22 protein-coding genes and 3 pseudogenes are annotated in these 19,744 nt (G+C 63.3%); 18 read left to right on the top strand and 7 right to left on the bottom strand.

Going from position 1 to position 19,744, the window contains the following annotated elements:
• The first annotated feature begins 59 nt into the window (after positions 1-59).
• The 10 genes and pseudogenes from NHF48_RS25830 to NHF48_RS07530 form a co-directional block, all read left to right on the top strand.
• Complete coding sequence (locus tag NHF48_RS25830; RefSeq protein ID WP_446741119.1) at positions 60-356, top strand: hypothetical protein; 297 nt, start codon at positions 60-62, stop codon at positions 354-356.
• 250 nt (positions 357-606) lie between these two features.
• Positions 607-1,110, top strand: coding sequence for a hypothetical protein (locus NHF48_RS07490; RefSeq protein WP_253070733.1), 504 nt, complete (start codon positions 607-609; stop codon positions 1,108-1,110).
• A gap of 74 nt (positions 1,111-1,184) precedes the next feature.
• Positions 1,185-1,370, top strand: a complete 186-nt coding sequence (locus NHF48_RS07495) for a hypothetical protein (RefSeq protein WP_253070734.1) — start codon at positions 1,185-1,187, stop codon at positions 1,368-1,370.
• 138 nt (positions 1,371-1,508) lie between these two features.
• Entirely contained in the window at positions 1,509-1,787 is a 279-nt protein-coding gene (locus NHF48_RS07500) for a hypothetical protein (protein WP_253070735.1), read from the top strand.
• The gene (locus NHF48_RS07505; protein WP_253070736.1) at positions 1,784-1,966 is read left to right on the top strand and encodes a hypothetical protein; all 183 of its coding nucleotides are present in this window, start codon (positions 1,784-1,786) and stop codon (positions 1,964-1,966) included. Before NHF48_RS07500 ends, NHF48_RS07505 begins: the two co-directional genes overlap by 4 nt.
• Positions 1,963-2,217, top strand: a complete 255-nt coding sequence (locus tag NHF48_RS07510; protein WP_253070737.1) for a hypothetical protein — start codon at positions 1,963-1,965, stop codon at positions 2,215-2,217. Before NHF48_RS07505 ends, NHF48_RS07510 begins: the two co-directional genes overlap by 4 nt.
• Positions 2,214-2,453, top strand: a complete 240-nt coding sequence (locus NHF48_RS07515) for an acyl carrier protein (RefSeq protein WP_253070738.1) — start codon at positions 2,214-2,216, stop codon at positions 2,451-2,453. Before NHF48_RS07510 ends, NHF48_RS07515 begins: the two co-directional genes overlap by 4 nt.
• Positions 2,454-2,909: 456 nt before the next feature.
• Positions 2,910-4,016: a tyrosine-type recombinase/integrase gene (locus NHF48_RS07520; protein WP_263816815.1), complete on the top strand. Its 1,107-nt coding sequence runs from the start codon at positions 2,910-2,912 to the stop codon at positions 4,014-4,016.
• 1,085 nt (positions 4,017-5,101) lie between these two features.
• Positions 5,102-6,222 (top strand): IS3 family transposase gene (locus NHF48_RS07525; RefSeq protein ID WP_253070741.1). Its coding sequence is split into 2 segments (ribosomal slippage): positions 5,102-5,351 and positions 5,351-6,222, totalling 1,122 coding nucleotides; the frame shifts between segments, so codons are not numbered across the junction.
• 74 nt (positions 6,223-6,296) lie between these two features.
• Positions 6,297-6,503 (top strand): annotated as a pseudogene (locus tag NHF48_RS07530) (transposase); the annotation flags it as partial.
• A gap of 24 nt (positions 6,504-6,527) precedes the next feature.
• Here NHF48_RS07530 and NHF48_RS07535 read toward each other — a convergent pair.
• A protein-coding gene (locus NHF48_RS07535; protein ID WP_253070742.1) for an IS3 family transposase occupies positions 6,528-7,768 on the bottom strand; the annotation gives its coding sequence in 2 pieces (ribosomal slippage) (positions 6,528-7,421 and positions 7,424-7,768; 1,239 coding nt in all).
• Between the two features lie 177 nt (positions 7,769-7,945).
• Here NHF48_RS07535 and NHF48_RS07540 point away from each other — a divergent pair.
• The 3 genes from NHF48_RS07540 to NHF48_RS07550 all read left to right on the top strand — a co-directional run bounded on the left by NHF48_RS07540 (position 7,946) and on the right by NHF48_RS07550 (position 10,459).
• Complete coding sequence (locus tag NHF48_RS07540) at positions 7,946-9,055, top strand: hypothetical protein (protein ID WP_253070743.1); 1,110 nt, start codon at positions 7,946-7,948, stop codon at positions 9,053-9,055.
• Positions 9,056-9,186: 131 nt separating this feature from the next.
• The gene (locus tag NHF48_RS07545) at positions 9,187-9,528 is read left to right on the top strand and encodes a hypothetical protein (protein ID WP_253070744.1); all 342 of its coding nucleotides are present in this window, start codon (positions 9,187-9,189) and stop codon (positions 9,526-9,528) included.
• 223 nt (positions 9,529-9,751) lie between these two features.
• Complete coding sequence (locus NHF48_RS07550) at positions 9,752-10,459, top strand: hypothetical protein (protein ID WP_253070745.1); 708 nt, start codon at positions 9,752-9,754, stop codon at positions 10,457-10,459.
• Between the two features lie 150 nt (positions 10,460-10,609).
• On the opposite strand, the gene tnpC is transcribed toward NHF48_RS07550, so the two are convergent.
• The 4 genes from tnpC to NHF48_RS25835 form a co-directional block, all read right to left on the bottom strand.
• Positions 10,610-12,163, bottom strand: coding sequence for an IS66 family transposase (tnpC, locus tag NHF48_RS07555; RefSeq protein WP_253070056.1), 1,554 nt, complete (start codon positions 12,161-12,163; stop codon positions 10,610-10,612).
• A gap of 61 nt (positions 12,164-12,224) precedes the next feature.
• A complete protein-coding gene (gene tnpB / locus NHF48_RS07560) occupies positions 12,225-12,572 on the bottom strand; it encodes an IS66 family insertion sequence element accessory protein TnpB (RefSeq protein ID WP_253070055.1) in 348 nt (115 codons plus the stop codon).
• Positions 12,569-12,967, bottom strand: coding sequence for an IS66-like element accessory protein TnpA (tnpA, locus tag NHF48_RS07565; RefSeq protein ID WP_253070054.1), 399 nt, complete (start codon positions 12,965-12,967; stop codon positions 12,569-12,571). Before tnpA ends, tnpB begins: the two co-directional genes overlap by 4 nt.
• A gap of 466 nt (positions 12,968-13,433) precedes the next feature.
• Entirely contained in the window at positions 13,434-14,114 is a 681-nt protein-coding gene (locus NHF48_RS25835) for a UPF0149 family protein (protein ID WP_446741120.1), read from the bottom strand.
• A 249-nt stretch (positions 14,115-14,363) separates the two neighbouring features.
• Here NHF48_RS25835 and treF point away from each other — a divergent pair, with 249 nt between their 5' ends.
• The 5 genes and pseudogenes from treF to NHF48_RS07600 all read left to right on the top strand — a co-directional run bounded on the left by treF (position 14,364) and on the right by NHF48_RS07600 (position 18,571).
• Complete coding sequence (gene treF / locus NHF48_RS07580) at positions 14,364-15,941, top strand: alpha,alpha-trehalase TreF (RefSeq protein ID WP_446741121.1); 1,578 nt, start codon at positions 14,364-14,366, stop codon at positions 15,939-15,941.
• 69 nt (positions 15,942-16,010) lie between these two features.
• A complete protein-coding gene (locus tag NHF48_RS07585) occupies positions 16,011-16,364 on the top strand; it encodes an exonuclease domain-containing protein (protein WP_253070746.1) in 354 nt (117 codons plus the stop codon).
• Between the two features lie 40 nt (positions 16,365-16,404).
• Positions 16,405-16,896 carry a hypothetical protein gene (locus NHF48_RS07590; RefSeq protein WP_253070747.1) on the top strand — a complete coding sequence of 164 codons (492 nt, stop codon included), beginning with the start codon at positions 16,405-16,407 and terminating at the stop codon, positions 16,894-16,896.
• 123 nt (positions 16,897-17,019) lie between these two features.
• A pseudogene (locus tag NHF48_RS25840) lies at positions 17,020-17,538 on the top strand (carboxylesterase family protein); the annotation flags it as partial.
• Positions 17,539-17,647: 109 nt separating this feature from the next.
• Positions 17,648-18,571 carry a carboxylesterase family protein gene (locus NHF48_RS07600; RefSeq protein ID WP_253070749.1) on the top strand — a complete coding sequence of 308 codons (924 nt, stop codon included), beginning with the start codon at positions 17,648-17,650 and terminating at the stop codon, positions 18,569-18,571.
• A gap of 15 nt (positions 18,572-18,586) precedes the next feature.
• Here the strand turns inward: NHF48_RS07600 and NHF48_RS07605 are convergent, their stop codons facing one another.
• A complete protein-coding gene (locus NHF48_RS07605) occupies positions 18,587-18,826 on the bottom strand; it encodes a beta-propeller fold lactonase family protein (protein ID WP_253070750.1) in 240 nt (79 codons plus the stop codon).
• Positions 18,819-19,734, bottom strand: a pseudogene (locus NHF48_RS07610) (lactonase family protein); the annotation flags it as partial. The pseudogene NHF48_RS07610 and the gene NHF48_RS07605, both read right to left, overlap by 8 nt.
• Positions 19,735-19,744 lie beyond the last annotated feature (10 nt).

Raw genomic sequence — 19,744 nt, forward strand, 5'->3', positions numbered from 1 at the left:
GACCCTGTTCGAATAATCGTCCAACTGTGGACGGTATTGACCAATAGAGCGGGCATAGCATGGTTTCGGCAGTCGCCAAGGATGAGGAACGTCGAGGCCGCCCGGTCGCGCCGCGTCCGGACCCGGCGCGGATCGAAGCACTGCGCGCTAGCATGTTAGCTAGGGGCCAAACGGTTGCCGCACTCGCTGCCGAAATTGGCGAAGAGGCGTCGAGCGTGTACAAAGTTCTGAGCGGTAAACGCGCAGCCTCTTCTGGCGTAGGACACCGGGTCGCAATCAAGCTGGGCCTGAAAGATTTCCCGGCGCCTGTTACGTCGCATGCCGTGTCGCCCGCCAACCTCGAGCCAACGCGATGACGTCGGTCGGAACAGTTTCCCTTGACCGCCAGCCTGGCGGCGAGCGTCGACGCCTTTCATTGTCTCCCTGTATGTCGTCGACGTCACCATTCCACCCTTTCGGCCGCTGGCAGACCGGTCGGAACCCTCGCGCCGGATCTCCCGAGCTCGGCGTGAGTGCCCCCCTCAGTCTGCTGCCACCCAAGGCGCATGAGGGAGCTGGCGGCGATCGTCTGCAACGATCGTCGCCAGTTCTTCGGGCAGCCGTCGCATGACAAAGCTCCGCGAAGCCGTGACGATCGAGAACACCCTCTACCGGGTGCTCGGGACGCTGACGATCGAGCGCGCGGCCGAAGTGACGGGCCGCGCCGAAAGCTACCTTCGTGCGCTATCGGATCCCGATAAGCGCGAGCGGCTTACGATCGACGACGCGATCGCGCTCGATCTTGAGTACCGAGCTGGCGGCCGTGAGGGCTATCCGCTGCTCGACACCTATACCCGCATCGTCGAGTCGGCTGCGGAAGCAAAGTTCGCCGAGGAGCATGCGACCGGTCGCCTGACGTTGGATTTCGTCAAAGAGACCGGAGAGGCATCCTGCGCGCTGATCGCCGCACAACTCCCCGGTGCCTCGCTCAAGACCCTGCGGACAGCCCTTCGTGAAGTCGAGCAGGCGGACAACGCCTCGGCAACCGTGATCGCACACTTGCAGGCGCGGATTCGCCGCGCGCGCGACGGCCCCAACCCCGCCCGACGGCTGACGCCGCCAACCGATTGACATCGCCGCCAACCGCGCCCGCCCGCTGATCAACGCGATCAACGGGGCGGGAAACTGCTGCCTGGACGATTTGCATGCCCGACCAACGCGAAGCCCTGAAAAATAGCGCAGCCGCCCTACGCGGAGAGGCATTGAAGCTGCAGGCGTTTAACCTGCCCAGCGACCATGACATTCCGGAGGGCATGCGACGGTTGCTCGATGCGATCGATCGCGTCGACGTCGTGACGTTGGCGAACTTCGACGTGCAGCCAAGCGCATGACGCCGGGCACTTACCTCCAGCGTCGCCGCATGGCTGCGGGCCTCGCGATCACTGACGTTGCCGCCGTGCTCTCCACCGAACCGCACCTAGCCGAGGCACGCGCGAGGCGAGTGGATCGAGCTGATCGAGGCGGACATCATGCCGGCGTCGTTCAACACGATCGTCGCGCTCCGCCGAGCATACAGCTTCGACCTAGCAGTGTTGACGGAGCTGGCCGCGTTCGCCCTCGCCGCTCCAATCACGCTTCCGCGGCTGTGCAGCGTTTGCGCGTGCAGCGACTTCAATGCCTGCATGGGGCACACCGGCCCTTGCAGCTGGGTCAACGACAACCTCTGCAGCAGATGCTTCGTCCTCGAGCCCGACGACCGCATTGCGATCATCGCCGATGCCGCGGCCGAGCAGGGCGGTGCGGCATGAGTGGCCTGCGCACCATTCACGCGATCGCCGTCATCTTGAGCGGCATAGCGCTCGCCTTGGTCCTGTTCGGATCGATCCGAAGCGGCATCGCTGTGCTGGCGATCGTCACCATCCTGCTGACGTGGAGCCTCGAGCAGCTCCGCGTCGCCCACCAGTCCCGTCCGGAGAACAGGTCATGACTCGTCAGCCTAAGATCGAGCGCGCCTACCGTCTTAACGAGCCGCACGTACGCGTCTTCGAGATCCATGAGCTGGATTGCGACTGCGCCGCCTGCGCGCCGTACGTGCCCAGCGATCCCGACCGGCTGACCGCAACGGATATGGGCAAGCTCGCCTGCCTCGGTGCGGCTGTCGGGTCCGCGATCATGTTCGCGATCGATCCGACCGGTGCCGCAGCCGCCCTGCTCGCGACGATCGGCATCGTTTCGTGATCGCCCGTCAATGGCTCGAGGAATCGACGGTCAGCATTCTCGGCTGCGATCCGGCCAAGGTCACGGACAGCGCGGAGCTTGAGCGCGACCTTGGCGCCGACAGTCTCGACTTCCTCGAGATTTTCATGACAGCCGAAGACCACTTCAAGATCGAGATCGCCGACGACGAGCTGACCAGCGTTAAGTCGTTCGGGCAGGCCGTGGCACTGATCGAGAGCAAGGTCGCGCCGGAATGAAACCGCCGCTCGCTCACAATCGGAACGGCAAAACCGAGCGCGAATACCGTGCCGGCTGCTCCGTGTGTTGGGGCGAAAAGGTCCATTGGACGACGGCGAATGCCCAGGCCCTAGCGGTGCAGCACCACGATCGAACGGGTCATGAAACCTGGTGCGATATCGACGCAAGGAGTCGATACGGCAGAGCCGCGCCGGACGATCGTCAGATCGACATCGAGGACATGATTGCGTCCGCCAGTTCAGGAGACGCGCCGGGTTGCGCCTCCCTTAGCACAGCCTACGAGGCTGCAAAGGAAGCACGTCCATGAGCGCGCACGCTCCAGAGCGCGTCGGTATCGCGGGCGCGGTATTGATCACCGGAATATCCCGCCGCACGCTGCAGGAGCTCGCGCCATCGATTCCCGGCGCGAGCAAGCCGGCAGGGCGCTGGCTCTTCGCCGTCGCCGAACTCCGCGCTTGGGTCACTCGAACAACGAAGAGGCCTTCATGCCGAAAAACATATACATCCGCGCGGGCATCTACTGGGCGCGCTTCAAGGTCGGGGGCGTCGAATACCGCGAAAGCCTACGAACGCGTTCTGAGCGGGTCGCGGTGAAGAGGTGTGCACTCTTGCGCGAGCAGGTCGAAGACGAGTCAGTCTTCGGCGTTGCAGGCCCCGTTAGTTGGGCAGACGCAGTGGTGAGCTGGAGCGAGCGCATATCCACAGCAGTCGGCGCGCAGACCTATACCCGCTATCTTTGTAGCTTGCGCCAGGTCCGCGGCCATTTCGACCAGCTGTCCGTGCAGCAGATCTCTGCGGAGGTTCTGAAGGACTTGATCAAGGCCCGCCGTCGCGCCGGGGTGAAGAATGCCACGATCCGTCGCGATCTTACGGCGGTCTCAAGTGTCCTCGACAATGCAGCGGACGAGGGGTGGATCGCTGACAATCCTGCAGTTGGTCTGAATCGACGCCGCATTGTGCCGGAGCGCACCGAGCGTATCGTCCTGCCTCAAGAGGCTTCGATCGCGATGGTCTTTCCTCGCCTCGTCCCTCGCGTAAGGGATCTGTGCGAATTCACGCGCGAGACTGGCCTGCGTCTAGATGAAGTAACCGGTCTGGGTCACGCGGCGATCGACCGCAAAGAGCGCACGATCACCGTCGAGAAGGGCAAGGGCGACAAGCTACGCGTCGTTCCACTGACGAAGGCTGCGGAAGCGATCATTGATCGGCAGCCGCGATATATCGGCAAGCCCTGGGTGTTCTGGAAGGACAAGGGGCAGCGCCTGATGGACGTGTCTTCGCGGCTCGGCGATCTGACGCGCCGGGTGGCACAGAAAGCGGCACGCGAGGGACTGGAGTTTCATCGCTTCAGCCACCACGACTTTCGTCACCTGTTCGCCGTCGAATACCTGCGTTCTGGACGTGGCTCGATCTACGACCTGCAAGGCGAATTGGGGCACAGCACGATTACTGTCACCGAGCGCTATCTGGCGTTCCTGACGCCCGACCAGGTGAAGAGCGCAAAATCGACGACGGCACAACGCGGGGCACACTCCCCACGGTTCGAGGCCGCGATCGCCTAATGAAACTGCGCGTTTCTGCCCTTTTTGCACCGCTTCCCAAGATGCCACGCCACGTCTTCCCTAAACCGTAGGCCGCGTGTTCAAATCTCGCCGGGGGCACCATAAGTCATTGATTTTCTTAGTTTTTATTCCGCGACCCGGAAAACACTTTATCGTGCCGGGGTACACCTGGGGTACGTTTCGGGGTACATTTTCCCTAACACACTGAACGAATGGGGTTTGGGAACATTTCAGCGAAGACGACTGCGCAGTCAAAAATTGACGGTGCGGCGTAAATCCATTGAACTCGGCCACTTTTCGATAGGAAGCGTGTTCGCGTACCCTTGGCCAACGGCTGAGATAACCGTAGGCCATCAGCACCGATCTGAACACTATAAAGAAGCTGATGGGCCAACGGTTCATAAAACCGTAGGCCGCGTATTCAAATCTCGCTGAAACGCGCAGGCGCACGTCATCCCGCTTGGTCCGTGGGGGCGCGACGTATTTAAGCAGGCCACGGGAGTATGGTAGACACCAGACGGCGGCGGCGGACTGGTAGATCCGCGCAACTGGTATCGGGTCCGAGATCGCGTCCATGCCCGGATGGAAGGATTGCAGGGCGTCCAATAGATCGCTGGGGGTTCCACGACCTACGGCGCACGCTCCAATCCGATACCGTTCGGCTTTGCATCACATTCGAAGTGGCGGAAGCCATGCTCAACCACGCGCGCCAAAGGTTGGAACGGCGCTACGATGTGGGCGACCTATTAGGCTTCACGCGCGATGGCTTTGCCCGACGGGAAGCGTATGTCACCGCTATCGCGCGCCAAGAAAGCTTAATCGATCCTAAGGTGCCGGTCGTTGCGGTTTAGGCCAACTACATCGCTTAGGGGAAACTCAGCGGGGCCATACGGGTACAGTCGGCAAATGATTGGGTCAACGAACTTAGGGAAGCTACCTACCGAGCCGATGGTGCCACGAGCCTAACAGCCATAGCCGCCCACCTCAACGCTCAGGGCATCACAACCAGCCAAGGGGGACAATGGCTGACCTGCTCCCCAGAATTCATGCCATTGGTAAGTTAGCTCGTCAGATGGAGACGAGTGATGCGGCGAGGCCGATTTACCGAGGATCAGATCATTGGCGTGCTGCGCGAGCATGAGGTTGGCGTGAAGACCGCCGAGCTGTGCCGGAAGCATGGAATCAGTGACGCGACGTTCTACAACTGGAAGGCGAAGTACGGCGGGATGACCGTGTCGGAGGCGGCGCGGTTGCGAGCGCTCGAGGACGAGAACCGCCGGCTGAAGAAGCTGCTGGCGGAGTCGATGCTCGACGTGTCGGCGCTGAAGGATCTGCTGGGAAAAAACTGACCCGGTCTGGAGATCGCTACGCTGCGGTGGAGAAGCTGATGGCCGACCACAGCTTCTCCGAGCGTCGCGCCTGCAGGCTGATCGGGGTCAACCGGTCGGCGTGGCAATATGAGCCGCTTCGCGGGAAGGACGATGCTGTCCGCGAGCGGATGCGCGAGATCGCGAACGAACGTCGTCGCTTCGGCTATCGACGGCTGGCGATCCTGCTCAAGCGAGAGGGCAAGGGCATGAACCTGAAGAAGGTGTATCGGCTGTATCGCGAGGAGCGACTGACGGTGCGCAAACGTGGCGGTCGCAAGCGCGCGCTGGGCACGCGGGCGCCGATGGCGATCCCGCAAGAACCCAACCAGCGCTGGTCGCTCGACTTCGTATCGGACTCGTTGGCCTGCGGCCGGCGGTTCCGCATGCTCAACGTCATCGACGACTACAGCCGGGAATGCCTGGGATGCATCGTCGACACCTCGCTGTCGGGTCGGCGGGTCGTTCGCGAGCTGAGCGCCATCGCCGAGCGTCGCGGGCTGCCGTGCATGGTGGTCAGCGACAACGGCACCGAGCTGACCAGTCATGCCGTCCTCGCCTGGTGTCAGGACACCGGGGTCGAGTGGCACTACATCGCCCCGGGGAAGCCGCAGCAGAATGGCTTTGTGGAATCGTTCAATGGTCGCTTGCGCGACGAGTGTCTGAACGAACACCTGTTCCCCTCGCTGGCTGCGGCGAGACGGATCATCGAGGCATGGCGGACGGACTACAACACCGTGCGTCCGCACAGCAGTCTTGGCGGGATGGCTCCCGCCGAGTTTACGAACCGCCCCCGCCAGGGGCATATGGAAACCGAAGCTAAGTTATCAGCGGCCTGAAAACGGGGAGCAGGTCATGGCACCCTCAGTACGTCGAGCTGATCGACCGTCGCATCCACAGCATCACGGTCTAGGGGTATTTCAGCATCTTCAAGCGCGGCATAAAGGGCGTTTATCAGCATTGCGGCGAGCAGCACCTGCATCGCTACTTAGCCGTATATGAGTTCCGCTATAATTACCGCATCGCGAACGGCGTTGACGATAAGGCGCGCACGGTCGAAGGTCTGAAAGGTATCATCGGCAAGCGACTGACCTATAAGGGGCCTGACGTCGCGATTTAAGTAGGAACGCTGTGTTGTTGCCCCCTAAAGGCCTGACAGGGCCTCGCAGGTTTGCGCGATGAACTCGCGGGGTGATCGATAGCGCAAAGCGCGGTGCGGATGCACCTCGTTATAGTGGGCGAACCAGCCAGGCAGTTGGTCAATGACGCTTTGCGCATTTGGCCTGGGGTTCACACGGACATAATCGCGCTTGAGGGTGCGAACGAACGCCTCAGCCATGCCATTCGATTGAGGGCTGCTGACCGGGGTCGTGCGCGGTATCAGCCCAATGCCCCGGGCGAACGCACGTGTGTTGCGAGCGGTGTAGCAGCTGCCGTTATCGGTGAGCCACTCGATCGGTTCGGGCACGCGGTTCACCTGGCCGTAGCGATGCTCGACCGTGGCGACCATCAGGTCCTGGACGTCCTCGGCGGTGATGCCGCCCGTCGTCGCCACGTGTCCCATGGCTTCACGGTCGCAGCAGTCGAGCGCGAATGCGACACGCACCTTCTCGCCATTGTCGCAGGTGATCTCCAACCCGTCGGAACACCAGCGGGTGTTGCGGAGGTCGACGGCGACCCGGCCGTCGTGACGACGTTCCTCACGGCGTTCGCCACCTCGCTGTAGGAGCAGCCCGTGCACCTTCATGACGCGGTAGACGCGTTTCGGATTGGGCGCTTCGCGCCCGGTCTTCTCGGCCTTCCGGCGCAGCAGAGCATGAACGCGGCGATAGCCATAGGTTGGCAGATCGGCGACGAGCGCGCGGATGTCGTGGACCAGCTCAGCATCCGGCAGTGGTGGTCGTCCGCGTGGCCGGGGCGCTGGGCGATGGCGCATTGCGGACAGGTGTGGGCGAGCAATGCCGACCGCCTCGGCGACCGCGCTCACCGTCCATCCCGTGGCAACGAGGTCGAGCGCAACAGCAGTTTTTTTGGGCCTGCGGCCCGGGACACGGCCTCGCGGAGTAGCTCGTTCTCCATGGCCTTCTTGCCGAGCAGCCGGTGTAGTTCGCGCACCTGCGCCTCGAGCGCACGGTACTCGGACGCCGGCACCACTTCCTCGCCAGCTGCTGCGGCGGTCAGCGCACCCTGGGCCATCAGGCGCCGCCAGGTGAAGATCTGATTGCCGCCGATGCCGTGCCGGCGGGCGACGAGCGACACGCTCATCCCCGGTAGATACGTCTCCTCGACGATCCGGACCTTTTCCTCCGGTGTCCACCGCCTCCGGCGCTGAACACCGGAGAGAACCTCGCCATCGTTGTAACGCCTGGTCGTACCGTCAGTCATATGCCTCACTCTTATCTAAGAGCGGGGCCCTGTCAGGTCATTTAGGGGGCCACCTCACGCTGTCTGACCGACCACGAGTTCGCGCGCTACGTCAATGACGTGCTTCGTACTCCGAAGGTCATTACCGATTCCATCAGCTGAATTGATAAAAACAACCCCGACTACGTCACATGCCGGTTGCCGGTTTTTTCACCCGAAAAACCACATTTCCGGCTGCGCCTCGACCTGCTCGTTCACGTTCGCAAACTGCCGATGAAATCGACGTTTACCTTGATATTTGGGGAAAGAATTTTCTCTCTGGACGTGAACCCTGGGTTGACTCATACCAACCGCGTAAACGGCAAAAGAGAGGTCATTCGAGGGACGCATTGGACCCGATGGCCGTGCCATACAGCGGAGCGTGACAAGCGCGAGTTAGGGCATCAACAATGGTTCAATCACTTCCTCTTAGAGGCGAATATCTCGTTCCGAGGCAGGTATGACCATCCGCCATATCTCCCTGAGCAGATTGGGCTAGGGGGTATGATCGTTTCTCTTTCCGAGCGATTCTTGAAGGCCGCGATTTGCGAGCAGACCGAGGTCATAGCCACTTCGCAAGGCTATGAGGTGACGCTGCCGCAAGTTTACGCCAGCGGTAACGTGGTGGCCGTCACCGTAGCTGCGGAAGCTGGCGGCTTCGTGGTTCACGACAACTCGTATGCTGCGATGCTCCTAGAGCGTAGCGGCACCGTAAGGGCTGCATCTTTGACGCGTGAGGTTGCGGCAGGAGTAGAGGCGTATGGCTGCGAGGTTGTGAACATGCGTGTGGTGCGGCGCTGCTCCACACTCGATGAAGTGGCTATTTCCCTAACATTGGTGGGCTGCGCTTCGCGCCTTATTGCTGATCAGGCGTTGGCGGTAGATCGTGCACCCCTGTTCGACTTCAAGGCAAAGCTGCTGGGCAAAGTGACGGGCCTTATTGGTGCCGACCGGATTGAACCTAACCGCGATGTTACTGGCCACTTAGGCAGCCGTTATAAAATTGCGTTTGCCGTACTAAGTCAATCAAACGGTCGCCCAATTGCCTTCGTAGAACCTATTGCCGACCCATCGGCTTTGCCGAGAAAGTTCAAGGAGTTTTACGACATAAGCTTGAACGAGAGCTATGCAGGGATTGAGCGTGTCGCTGTATTAGACGACAGCAAGACATTCCCACCCGGCGACGCACTTCTTATGCAGGAGGTCGGCTCTTTGGTGCGATTCTCAGATGCAGCAAATATGGTTTCACAGTGGGCGACAGTCCAATGAACACAACCCCTCGTTCCCAGCTAGACAAGTTCAAGGAAGCCGCGCGCGATCTTGGAAACCGACGACGACCCCGAGCGCTTCAAGGATAGGCTAGGGAAGCTGGTGAAGTATAAACCGGTGGAGAAGCCGGAGTGATCGGGCTCGCGCTGGCGTTTGCGTTGCAGGTGAGCGTTCAGCCGAAGCCTTGGATGGCCTACGGTCCCGGTGTCCAATCCTGCGGTCACTGGACACAGGTGCGTCGCGACGGCGGCATCGATAACGCGACAATGCAGACTTGGCTGGCCGGGTTTATCTCCGGACAGAACGCCGTGCTGTCGGCAACCAATTCCATAACGAATATTCTTGAGGGCTCCGACATTCCCGGCGCCAACGCGTGGGTTGATAATTACTGCGCTGCCCACCCGCTCGCTCCGTTGTCCGAAGCGGCGCTGAAACTATCAGTTGTCCTGTTTCAGCGCCGAGCTGCTCGTTAGGTTTGTAAAGTACATAATCGCCATATGTTTACCAGCAAATCGCGCGGCCCCTACAATCGACGAGCACGCGGCCCAAGCGTATCGAACGACACCCTTTTCGCCATAATCACGGCGACCGTCATCACAGGTTTGTTTGCGTTAGTGGGCTTTTTGGTCGACACCCTACTCGTGACCAAGCTCAGGCTTCACACCCCTGATCTATTCGAAAGCCGACCTCGAAGCCGTGCCTGCCGCTGAGCGCACCTTTTTCCTCATGGCTACCAGCGTGGCGAACGATACTCAGGCGCTTAACAAGACACTCGCCATCATCCTCCAAACCGCTGAGGGCAATCACCGGATCATCAACCAAGGCAACTCAGCTTACGGCTTCCTGATATTACGGCTGATAGCGGGGCGGCTCAACGAGGCTTGGAAGGTAGTCCGCAAGAATAAGGACATGATCGAGAAGCACTACGAAGGCGATCTCTCCAGCGAGGCACGCGAGGGGCTCAAGGCGCTATTTGCTTATTTCGACCACCCCAAGCCCGGAAGCCTCATTTGGCGGGTGCGTGACGTGGCCGCGTTCCATCACGATGAACGGCATGTCGCTGCGGCGTTTGCGTCCCTCGATGTCGATGACGATCTCGGCGACTACCTCCACGAGCGCGTGGGCAACACACTTTTCTACACCACCGAAGTGCTTCAATACGAAACCCTCAGAAACTTAGCTGGCACCGCTGACACTGCCGAAGCGATCAAGCAGTTGATCGACGACACGCGCGACCAGACGACGAACTTCAACTCATTCATCTACGGATTCACGCTCGTTTTTGCCGAACGTTACCTGAGCCGCTCGCTCGCCCGGTTGCCAGATGAGTTTGACGAGCTTGACGTTCCAGTCCTTACCAACCTTCAGCTTCCATATTTCTCAATCCTGCCACGCAAAGGGTAATGCTCGAAAGGATCTACACTTTCGCTTCCTACCTGCGTGATGAGCTCAAATTATTGAAACGGAACGTCGTCATCGATCTCACCCTGGCCGAGGCCAACTTTAGGTTGCGCTTCGGCGGGTAGCGGGTAAGCGTGGCCGGCAGACCGCAGATTACGCGGCTTGCGCCACTGGCTCTGCGGTTTGCGCGGACCAGTTCCAGGGCATGAGTTCGTCCCATCGCGCGGCCGGCCAATCCGCTGCGATCTTCCCAGTGACGTCGGCGATGTAGGCCTGCGGGTCGACGCCGTTGGCCTTGCAGGTCTGGATGACGGTGTAGATCGCCGCGGCGCGCTCGCCGCCCGTTTTCGAACCAGCGAACAGCCAGTTTCGCCGTCCGACGGCAACGCCGCGCAACGCGCGTTCGGCGATGTTGTTGTCGATCTCCAGGCGCCCGTCATCGAGGAAGCGACACAGTGCGAGCCATCGCTTCGTGCCATAGGCGATAGCCTTGGCCATGTCGGACTTTGGCGACAGGCGGCGCAGTGCTGCGTCCAGTGCCTCGCGCAGCGCATCGACTAGCGGCTTCGTCCGGTTCTGCCGCGCCGCCAGCCGCACGTCAGGCGGCCTGCCGCGGACCTCGGCCTCTATGCTGTACAAGGCACCGATGCGTTCAAGAATCTCGGTGGTCAGCGGCGTGGCAACCCGCTCGTGCAGGTCGAACACCTTGCGCCTGAAATGGGCCCAGCACGCGACTTCTGTGACGCCGCTTCGATAGAGCCCGTCGTAACCGGCATAGGCGTCGGCCTGGAGGAAGCCTCGAAATCCGGCGAGATGGGCTTGCGGATGTGCACCGGTACGGTCGGTCGTGAAGCGATACCATGTCGCTGGCGGAGCCGTGTTACCGGAGGCGCGGTCATCGACTGCATAGACCCATAGTCGCCCGGTCGCGGTGCGTCCGCGGCCTGGGTCGAGCACCGGGACTGGCGTGTCGTCCGCGTGGATCTTGTCGCCTTTCAGCACTTCCTCGCGGATGCGACTGACGATGGGGTCAAGCAGCGCGGCTGCATGACCGACCCAGCCCGCCAGCGTCGAGCGGTCGATGTCCAAGCCTTGGGCCGCCATCATCTCGGACTGCCGATAAAGCGGCAGGTGATGTTCGAACTTCGAGACGACGACATGGGCCAGCGTTGCGAATGTCGCCTTTCCGCGTGCGACTGCCTTCACCGGGGCAGCCGCCTGGACGATCTTCTCACACGTCCGGCAGCTGTATTTCGGTCGGACGTTCCGCACCACGCGCCAGTGCACCGGCAGGACGTCGAGCATCTCATGGGCGTCCTGCCCGAGACGGCGTAGCGTACCGCCGCAGTCCGGGCATGTGCAGGCGCCGGAGGCGGGTTCGTGGACGACCTCCTCGCGTGGCAGGTGGTCGGGCAACGCACGGACTGATGCCGGTCGCCCGGGCGTGTCTGACAAGGCTGCGCCGGTCTCCGGGACTGCGCTCTCGGTTTCCAGTTCCTCGAGCGCAAGTTCGAGCTGAGCAATCTCGCGCGTCAGCTTCTCGGAGGATGCGCCGAACTGCATCCGCCGCAGCCGGGCGATCTGACCACGCAGTGTCTCGATGAGCAGGTCGCGAGCGGCAAGTGCTGCATTGGCCCGGGCGAGCGACGCCTCCAGCACGGCAATCCGGGCCTCGGCATCAGATGGGGCAAGAGGGGCTTGCGACACCTCATTTTCATAGCAGTTCGCCCACTCTCACACGAGCAAAAATGGCAGAAAAGCTATGTTTTTAGCCTGCCAATGTTGGTGACCAAGTCCGCTCGGGGCGGCGCCAGTCGATGCCCTCCAGAAGCATCGAGACCTGCGCCGATGTCAGCGCCACTGTGCCGGTCGCGGTCACCGGCCAGACAAAACGGCCCCGGTCCATCCGCTTCGAAAACAGGCAAAGTCCCTGACCGTCGAACCATAGCAACTTGATCAGGTCGCCGCGCCTGCCGCGGAACGCGAACAGCGCACCGGAATGTGGTTTCTCCCGGAGCACCTGCTGCACCAATACCGCCAGGCCATCGAAGCCCTTGCGCATGTCGGTGACGCCGCACGCCAGGAATATCCGCGTCGATGTCGGCTGCGGGATCATCGCGCCAGCACGCTGATCACGCGCGACAGCGCCTCGGCGTCGACCGTGCCGTCGACGGTCAGTCGGACACCCGAAGGCAGCTCGATGCCGATCTGCCCCGTGGTCCGGGCGTCCGCTGCCACCTCGACGGGCGGCGCCGACAGCATCACGGGCGGCTCGCTGATCCGGACTTCAGCAAATGCGGTCTGGGGCCGGGCCGGCACTCCACTCAGTGCACCCGACATAGCTTGACGCCGCCACGTGTAGATCGCGCCGCTGCCGACCTCGTGACGCTCGACCGCCGCCCGGACCGACCCATCCGGCCCAAACGCATCGCGTAGGATCGCCAGCTTCTGCTCGACCGTCCAGCGGCGTCGACCCGACACCCGACCGACAATCTCGATACGACCACTCATACGACCGGTCGTATGACTACTCGCTACATCTGCGGCTGGTTCGATAGTCTCGTCTGACATCACGGCCCCGTTCAAAGAGCCGCCATCAACCCGTCGAACGCTCCGCCTACAAGGCGACCTTCAGACCACGCTTACGGTAGCGGCGTGCCGCTTGTAGGTGCAATTTCACGCTGCGGACTAGGCCTGCGCTATGCCAGCGAATAGCCCCCCTTCAGTGTCGCACGTGGCTACAAGAGCCACGGTTCAAAAAGCAGTAGGCCACGGTGCTACCCCACCTAGGGCCGTATATACCACGTCTGGGGTACAGCTGGGGTACGGTAGCTCGTTACTTGGAGTCACAACGTAACGTCTAAATTAGCTTAAAATGCGGTTTTTCAGCAATCGAGCGAAGGGAAACGTAACACACTGTACCATCCGAGTTCATTGTGACTGATTTCAGCATATTCCTAAACCGTAGGCCGCGTGTTCAAATCTCGCCGGGGGCACCAACTTTTCCGCAGTAGGCCGCTGCCGCTTTGGTGGCATCCAGACGCCGGAAGGCCGGCACGTTTATCCGCAGCAGCGTTTGGATTTCTTTCCCGAACCGCATGGGCATGGATCGTTTCGGCCGATCTTCGTCGGCGTGGTAACCACCGGTGTGCCTGATGATGCACCCGCGCTTTGGGAATGCGCTGCATGGAGTTTCAGGGACCGCGGCGACGATCTGCGCGGGGGCGTGCTCGTCGAGAGCATTGACCTCGACGCTGTCGAGTTCGGTCTCGTTGGTGACGACGGCGATCAGGGACATGATCTGCGCCACGGCGTTGGCGGTATCGGGATCGGTGCCGTCACCCAACGCGGTCCAGCTTTCCGGCCTGAGCGCCACCGCTTCGGCGAAACCGTCGATCCAGGCTTCCCAGAGGACCTCGCCATTGCGGTCGTCAGTGTCGAAGATCGGCTGGGGCTTGCCGCGGGTCAGGTCGCGAACGATCTCGGCGTAGCGTGCCATCACCGCATCGACGAACCACTGGACGTCGCCGGGATCGTCGAACGGCGGGTCGACGCTATCGTCCGAGCCCCAGATGCTCTGGAGCCACTCGCTCTGCGGGATCGTATCGGGGCCTACCACCAAGCCTGTCAGAAAGCCGTCGAGTTCGGTGAGCAGCATCGGCTCCTCGAGTGGAAGGTCGGCGAGCGCGCCGTCGAGACGTCGGAAACGGGAGGGGAGGTTTTTCATGGGTTCGGGTCGGCTGCCTTGGAGAATGCAGTGCGTCTTAGCCTGCTGATGATGTGCGCTGCCAGCGACGAGTGGTACAAAGCCCTGCGCCAACCGGAATGGACGGGGCGCGTGACACTTGCCTCGTGCAGGCGATCCTTCCATTGCATTCGAGTCGCCCACCGGATCGGGAATTCGTACGTGATCAGAACACTTTGCCGTTTCGCCGTGCTGGCCTCGGTCGCCACGATGGCATCCGCGCAGACGGCCCCCTCCCCCATAGCGGTCCAGTCTCCGGCCGACGTTTACGGGCCACTGTTTCGGGCTGTGCAGCAACGCCATGTTTTCGCGGACGGGAAGACGTTCGTCGACGCGGTGCCGAAGCGTGCGGCCGAGGCGATCATGGCCGACTATGTGCGGACCAAACCTGCCGGCCCGGCCCTCAAGGCGTTCGTGCTCGCCAATTTCGTGGTGCCGGGGGAGAATGATCGGGGCTCGGGCGATCTCAGGACGCACGTCCGCACGCTCTGGCCGCAACTCGTGCGCCAGCCGGTCGCGCCGGTCGCGGGCAGTTCCGCGCTGCCGCTCCCTGCCCCCTATGTCGTGCCGGGCGGGCGCTTCCGCGAGATCTATTACTGGGACAGCTATTTCACGATGCTCGGGCTGAAGGTCGATGGCCAGCAGCCGCTGGTGGAGTCGATGCTCGAGGATTTCACCAGTTTGATCGAGCGGTATGGGCATATCCCGAACGGGACGCGGACCTATTATCTCAGCCGGTCGCAGCCGCCTTATTATGCGCTGATGCTCGACCTTTCGACCGACACCGATCCGGCGGTAGCCAAGCGGCGGCTGGCGGCGCTGCGGGCGGAATATGCGTTCTGGATGAAGGGCACCGCGTGCGTCGACGGCAAGCCCGCCTGTCTACGCGTGGTGCGGATGCCCGACGGGAGCGTGCTGAACCGCTATTACGACGACCGCGGTACGCCGCGTGACGAATCCTATGTCGAGGACGTCGCCACCGCGGCGAAGGCGGCGCCCCGACCCGTTGCCGACACGCAGCGCAACCTGCGGGCGGGTGCGGAAAGCGGGTGGGATTTCAGTTCACGCTGGCTGCGTGATCCGCAGTCGCTCGCGACGGTCCACACCACCGACATCGTGCCGGTCGATCTCAACAGTCTTTCGTGGGCGATGGAACGCCGCATCGCCGAGCGCTGCCAAACTGTGGGCGACGCGCCGTGCGCGACTGCGTTCACGACGCTCGCGGCGAAGCGTAAGGCCGCGATAGACCGCTATCTCTGGCAAGCGACGACCGCGCGCTATGCCGACTGGGACCTGTCGACGCGCAAGCCCACCGCGAGCATCAATGCGGCGATGCTGCACCCGCTGTTCGTCGGTCTCGCCTCGCAAGCGCAGGCAAAGGCCATTGCCGCGACGGTGCGTAGATCACTGGTGGCCGAGGGCGGCTTGCGGACGACGACGCTAAACACGGGGCAGCAATGGGACGAACCCAATGGCTGGGCGCCGCTGCAATGGGTGGCGATCGCCGGGCTGGCGCGGAACGGCGAACCGGCGCTTGCGAAGGACATCGCCACGCGCTGGCTCGGGACGGTCGGCGCGGCCTATGCCGAAACGGGCAAGATGCTGGAGAAATACAATATCGAGCAGCGTACGCCGGGTGGTGGCGGCGAATATCCGGTGCAGGACGGCTTCGGCTGGACCAACGGCGTGACCAGCGCGATCCTCGACCGCTATCCCGACCTGGCGCAGCAGGCGAAGTAAGGCAGGCGCTAGCGAACGTTCCGGCGGCAATGGTTGCTTACGGCACCCGGCGCCACATATGGACGTGCAATGCTCGACCCAGCGCCCGCCAGCCAGACCGACGTCGCCGATATGCTCACACCGGATTTCGTCGTCATCGACGTCGAGACGGCATGCTCGCGCGTCAGCAGCATCTGCCAGGTCGGAATCGTCGGGTTTCGCGACGGCCGCGAGATCTTCGAATACGAGACGCTGGTCGATCCGCGCGACGAGTTCAACATGTTCAATACCCGGATCCACGGGATCACCGAACAGCACGTCACCGGCAAACCGTGCTTCGGCGACATCCACGGCATCGTCGATGGCCATTTGTCGGGCCGGACGACGGTGGCGCATTCCTATTTCGACAAGGGGCGCACTCGCCGCGGCGTGCCGTATCCATGACCGTCCCCCGATCGAGACGGTCTGGCTCGACAGCGTCCGCGTGGCGCAGCGCGCCTGGCCCGATCTGGCGAGCCACCGGCTGGGCGGCCTCGCGCAATATCTCGGGATCGCGCACAAGCATCACGACGCGCTGAGCGATGCGCGCGCCGCCGGCTGGGTGATCGTCAAGGCGATAGACCATACCGGCATCGCGCTCGACGAGTGGCTGAAACCGCCGCGCAAGCCCGGCCCTGCGCCGCGCCCTGCACCAACCGGACCGCTCAGCGGCGAACGTATCGCGATCCTCGGTGAGCCTCGCGACGGCCGGCTTGCGTGCGCGATTGCCGCGCTTGGCGGGCGGATCGTGTCAGCGGTCGGCAACACGACGACGATGCTGGTCATCACCGGGCGTGCGCCGTTCTGCTATTCGGTGCGCAACAGCGGCGGGTATCGCCGGGCAGAGCAGTATCGGCGGCTCGGCGGAACGATCCGCGTGGTCTCCGAGGTCGAGCTCGATCTGCCGGCTATCGCGGCCAGCTTTACGGCAGCCTGAGCAGGCGCGTGCTGCCGGCAAGGTGAAGGCTTAGCGACCGTCCGCCTTGGCAAACGCCAGATGGGGTGCGACCATTGTTCCAAAGCGATAGCGGAGGGCGATATGCGGTTGGCGACTTGGGGAATGGCGGTCGGCTTGCTGGCCGCACCGGCGACGGCGCAACGCGCGCAGGTCGCGAGCGGCGCGATTGAGGGCACGCACGTTTCGACCGCCGCGACGCCGATCGATGCGTATCTCGGCATCCCCTATGCGGAAGCACCGATCGGCCCGTTGCGGTGGCAGCCACCGCGACCCGCTGCGCAGTGGATCGGTGTACGCAAAGCCGACCGCTTCGGTGCGCGCTGCATGCAGCAGCCGCTGTTCGCCGACATGAAGTTCCGTTCGCCCGGTATCAGCGAGGATTGCCTGACGCTCAACGTCTGGACGCCGGCGGGCACGAAACCGGGCGCGCGGCTGCCCGTGCTGTTCTACATCCACGGTGGCGGCGCGATCGCAGGTGACGGGTCGGAACTGCGCTATGACGGCGCGGCGATGGCGCAGAAGGGAATCGTCGTCGTGACGATCAATTACCGGCTCGGTGCGTTCGGGTTCCTCGCGACCAGCGCGTTGGCAGCGGAGTCGCCGACGCATTCCGCAGGAAATTACGGCCTGCTGGATCAAGCTGCGGCGCTGGCGTGGGTCCGGCGCAACGCCGCCGCGTTCGGGGGGCGATCCGGCGCGGATCACGATCGGCGGCGAGAGCGCGGGATCGATGTCGGTCAGCGTGCTGATGACCTCGCCACTCACCCGCACGCAGTTCGTAGGAGCAATCGGCGAGAGCGGTGGCGTGCTGCCGCCGACCTTCCGCCCCAAGCCTCTCGCGGTGGCGACGAAGGACGGCGATGCGTTCGCGGTCGCGGCGGGTGCGTCGTCGCTCGACGTACTTCGGGCGATACCGGCCGAGGCTTTGCTTGCTGCGCAGGGTACGCAGCGGTTCCGCGCGGACTTCATCGTCGACGGGCAGTTCCTGACGGAGCCGCCGATCGATACCTACACGGCGGGGCGCGTGGCGCGCGTGCCGTTATTGGTCGGTGCGAACTCGCAGGAGGGAAGCTGGACGAGCATTCTTGCCGGGCAACCGCCGACGGTGGCGAATTATCGCGCGGGCGTCGCGAAGCTCTGTACCGATCCGGATGCGCTGCTCGCCTTATACCCGGCGAAGTCGGATGCCGACGTGCCCGTCGCGGCGACCGCGCTGGCAAGCGATGCGTTTCTCGGCGCCTCGACGTGGCAGTGGTTCGACCTGCACCGCCGGACGCGACAGCCGACCTATTATTATCATTTCGCGCATCCCCGCCCGGCTGCGCTGCCGCCGCTGACCAACCCCGACGTACCGCCGATCGGGGCGGTGCACAGCGCGGAGATCGAATACGCGCTGGGCAACCTCGACACGAACCCGGCTTATGCCTGGACCGCGGACGATCGCCGGATCTCGACGGTGTTCCAGGGGTATTTCGCCGCGTTCATCAAGACCGGCAACCCGAACGCTGCCGGGCTGCCGAACTGGTCGCCTGCACCGTCCGCGGGGGGCGTCATTCCGCGCCAGATCGTCGACGTGCAGACGCGCTCGGAACCGTTCGTCGAGCAGGCTCGCTATGTCGCGGCGACACCGTTGCTCGAACGGCGGGTGCCCTGAACTAGCGGACCCGTGCTAGATCTGGCCGACGAAGACCACGCCGGGCACCGGCAGCGTCTGTCCGGTTGCGGTCAGTCGGCCATCGGGTTCGATCCTGAAGATCGCCAGCGTGCCTGATCGCTCGTTGCCGACGAGGACACTGCGCTGCGCTTCGAGAACCAGCAGGAAACGCGGCCACGTGCCGCCGCTGGGGGATATGCTGGAGCAGGCTCGGCACGCCTGACGCATCGAGCGCGAAGACGGCGACGCTGTCATGGCCGCGGTTCGAGACGTAGAGCCGCCGCCCGGCCTGGTCGATCGCGATATGCGCGGCCTGCGACGCGCCCCTCGTACCCGCTCGGCAGCGTCGAGACCGTGTGGCGGGTCGCGAAACTGCCACCTGCGCGCGCGTCGAGCATGATGACCGTATTGGACAGTTCGCATACCACGTAGGCGAGCGGGCGGCGGGGATGGTGGACGAGATGGCGCGGCCCCGCGCCCGGCGGCGCACGCCATGCCGCGACTGGCTCGGCCAGTGAACGCGCACGTGAGCCGAAGCGATAGGCGAAGATAGTGTCCGTCCCCAGGTCGACCGAATGCAGCCAGCGGCGATCCGGGCTGAAGCCGACCCAGTGCGCATGCGATGCCTCCTGCCGGGCCGTGTTCGGGCCATGCCCCGTATGGCGAAACACGACTGGCTCGCCTGGCACGCCGGTGCGCGGGTCGAGGCGGTGGAACGCCACGCTGCCGCTCGAATAATTGGCGACCGCGAGGCAGGCACTGGCGCGGTCGATCGCGACGTAACACGGATCGGCGCCTGCCGTGGGGGCGTTGCCGCGGTGCGACCAGTCCGGCGCGTAGGCAGCGATCTTGCCCGCCGCCTTCTCGCGGACGAAGTAATACGCACCGCCCGGGCCGCCGCCGACGCCGAACGAGGCGTCGTCGATCACCGATATTGGCGCACCGACTTGCCATGTGTCGCGATCCGGGTCGAACGAGATCGGATACACGCCCTTGCCGCCTTCGCGCGCGTAGGTGCCGGCGATCAACCGTACCCGCCGCTTGCCGCCACCGGCCGCGGCCGCCGGGAAGGCGATCGTGGCCGCCATCGCGGTCAGGGCCGACCGTCGTGTCGTGGTCCAGTCGGTCATGCCCGTTCCTTTGCAGCTATCGGCGGGTGTCATGCGTCAGCGG

It is taken from the genome of Sphingomonas sp. H160509, assembly GCF_024124765.2.
Classification (GTDB): Bacteria; Pseudomonadota; Alphaproteobacteria; order Sphingomonadales; family Sphingomonadaceae; genus Sphingomonas.

Bases quoted from the DNA above. Each gene is read 5' to 3' on its own strand.
- NHF48_RS25830 (WP_446741119.1), top strand. From the start codon at position 60: ATGGTTTCGGCAGTCGCCAAGGATGAGGAACGTCGAGGCCGCCCGGTC.
- NHF48_RS07490 (WP_253070733.1), top strand. From the start codon at position 607: ATGACAAAGCTCCGCGAAGCCGTGACGATCGAGAACACCCTCTACCGG.
- NHF48_RS07495 (WP_253070734.1), top strand. From the start codon at position 1,185: ATGCCCGACCAACGCGAAGCCCTGAAAAATAGCGCAGCCGCCCTACGC.
- NHF48_RS07500 (WP_253070735.1), top strand. From the start codon at position 1,509: ATGCCGGCGTCGTTCAACACGATCGTCGCGCTCCGCCGAGCATACAGC.
- NHF48_RS07505 (WP_253070736.1), top strand. From the start codon at position 1,784: ATGAGTGGCCTGCGCACCATTCACGCGATCGCCGTCATCTTGAGCGGC.
- NHF48_RS07510 (WP_253070737.1), top strand. From the start codon at position 1,963: ATGACTCGTCAGCCTAAGATCGAGCGCGCCTACCGTCTTAACGAGCCG.
- tnpB (WP_253070055.1), bottom strand. From the start codon at position 12,572: ATGATCCCGCAGCCGACATCGACGCGGATATTCCTGGCGTGCGGCGTC.
- tnpA (WP_253070054.1), bottom strand. From the start codon at position 12,967: ATGAGTGGTCGTATCGAGATTGTCGGTCGGGTGTCGGGTCGACGCCGC.
- NHF48_RS25835 (WP_446741120.1), bottom strand. From the start codon at position 14,114: ATGCTGCTCACCGAACTCGACGGCTTTCTGACAGGCTTGGTGGTAGGC.
- NHF48_RS07585 (WP_253070746.1), top strand. From the start codon at position 16,011: ATGCTCGACCCAGCGCCCGCCAGCCAGACCGACGTCGCCGATATGCTC.
- NHF48_RS07600 (WP_253070749.1), top strand. From the start codon at position 17,648: ATGTCGGTCAGCGTGCTGATGACCTCGCCACTCACCCGCACGCAGTTC.
- NHF48_RS07605 (WP_253070750.1), bottom strand. From the start codon at position 18,826: ATGACAGCGTCGCCGTCTTCGCGCTCGATGCGTCAGGCGTGCCGAGCC.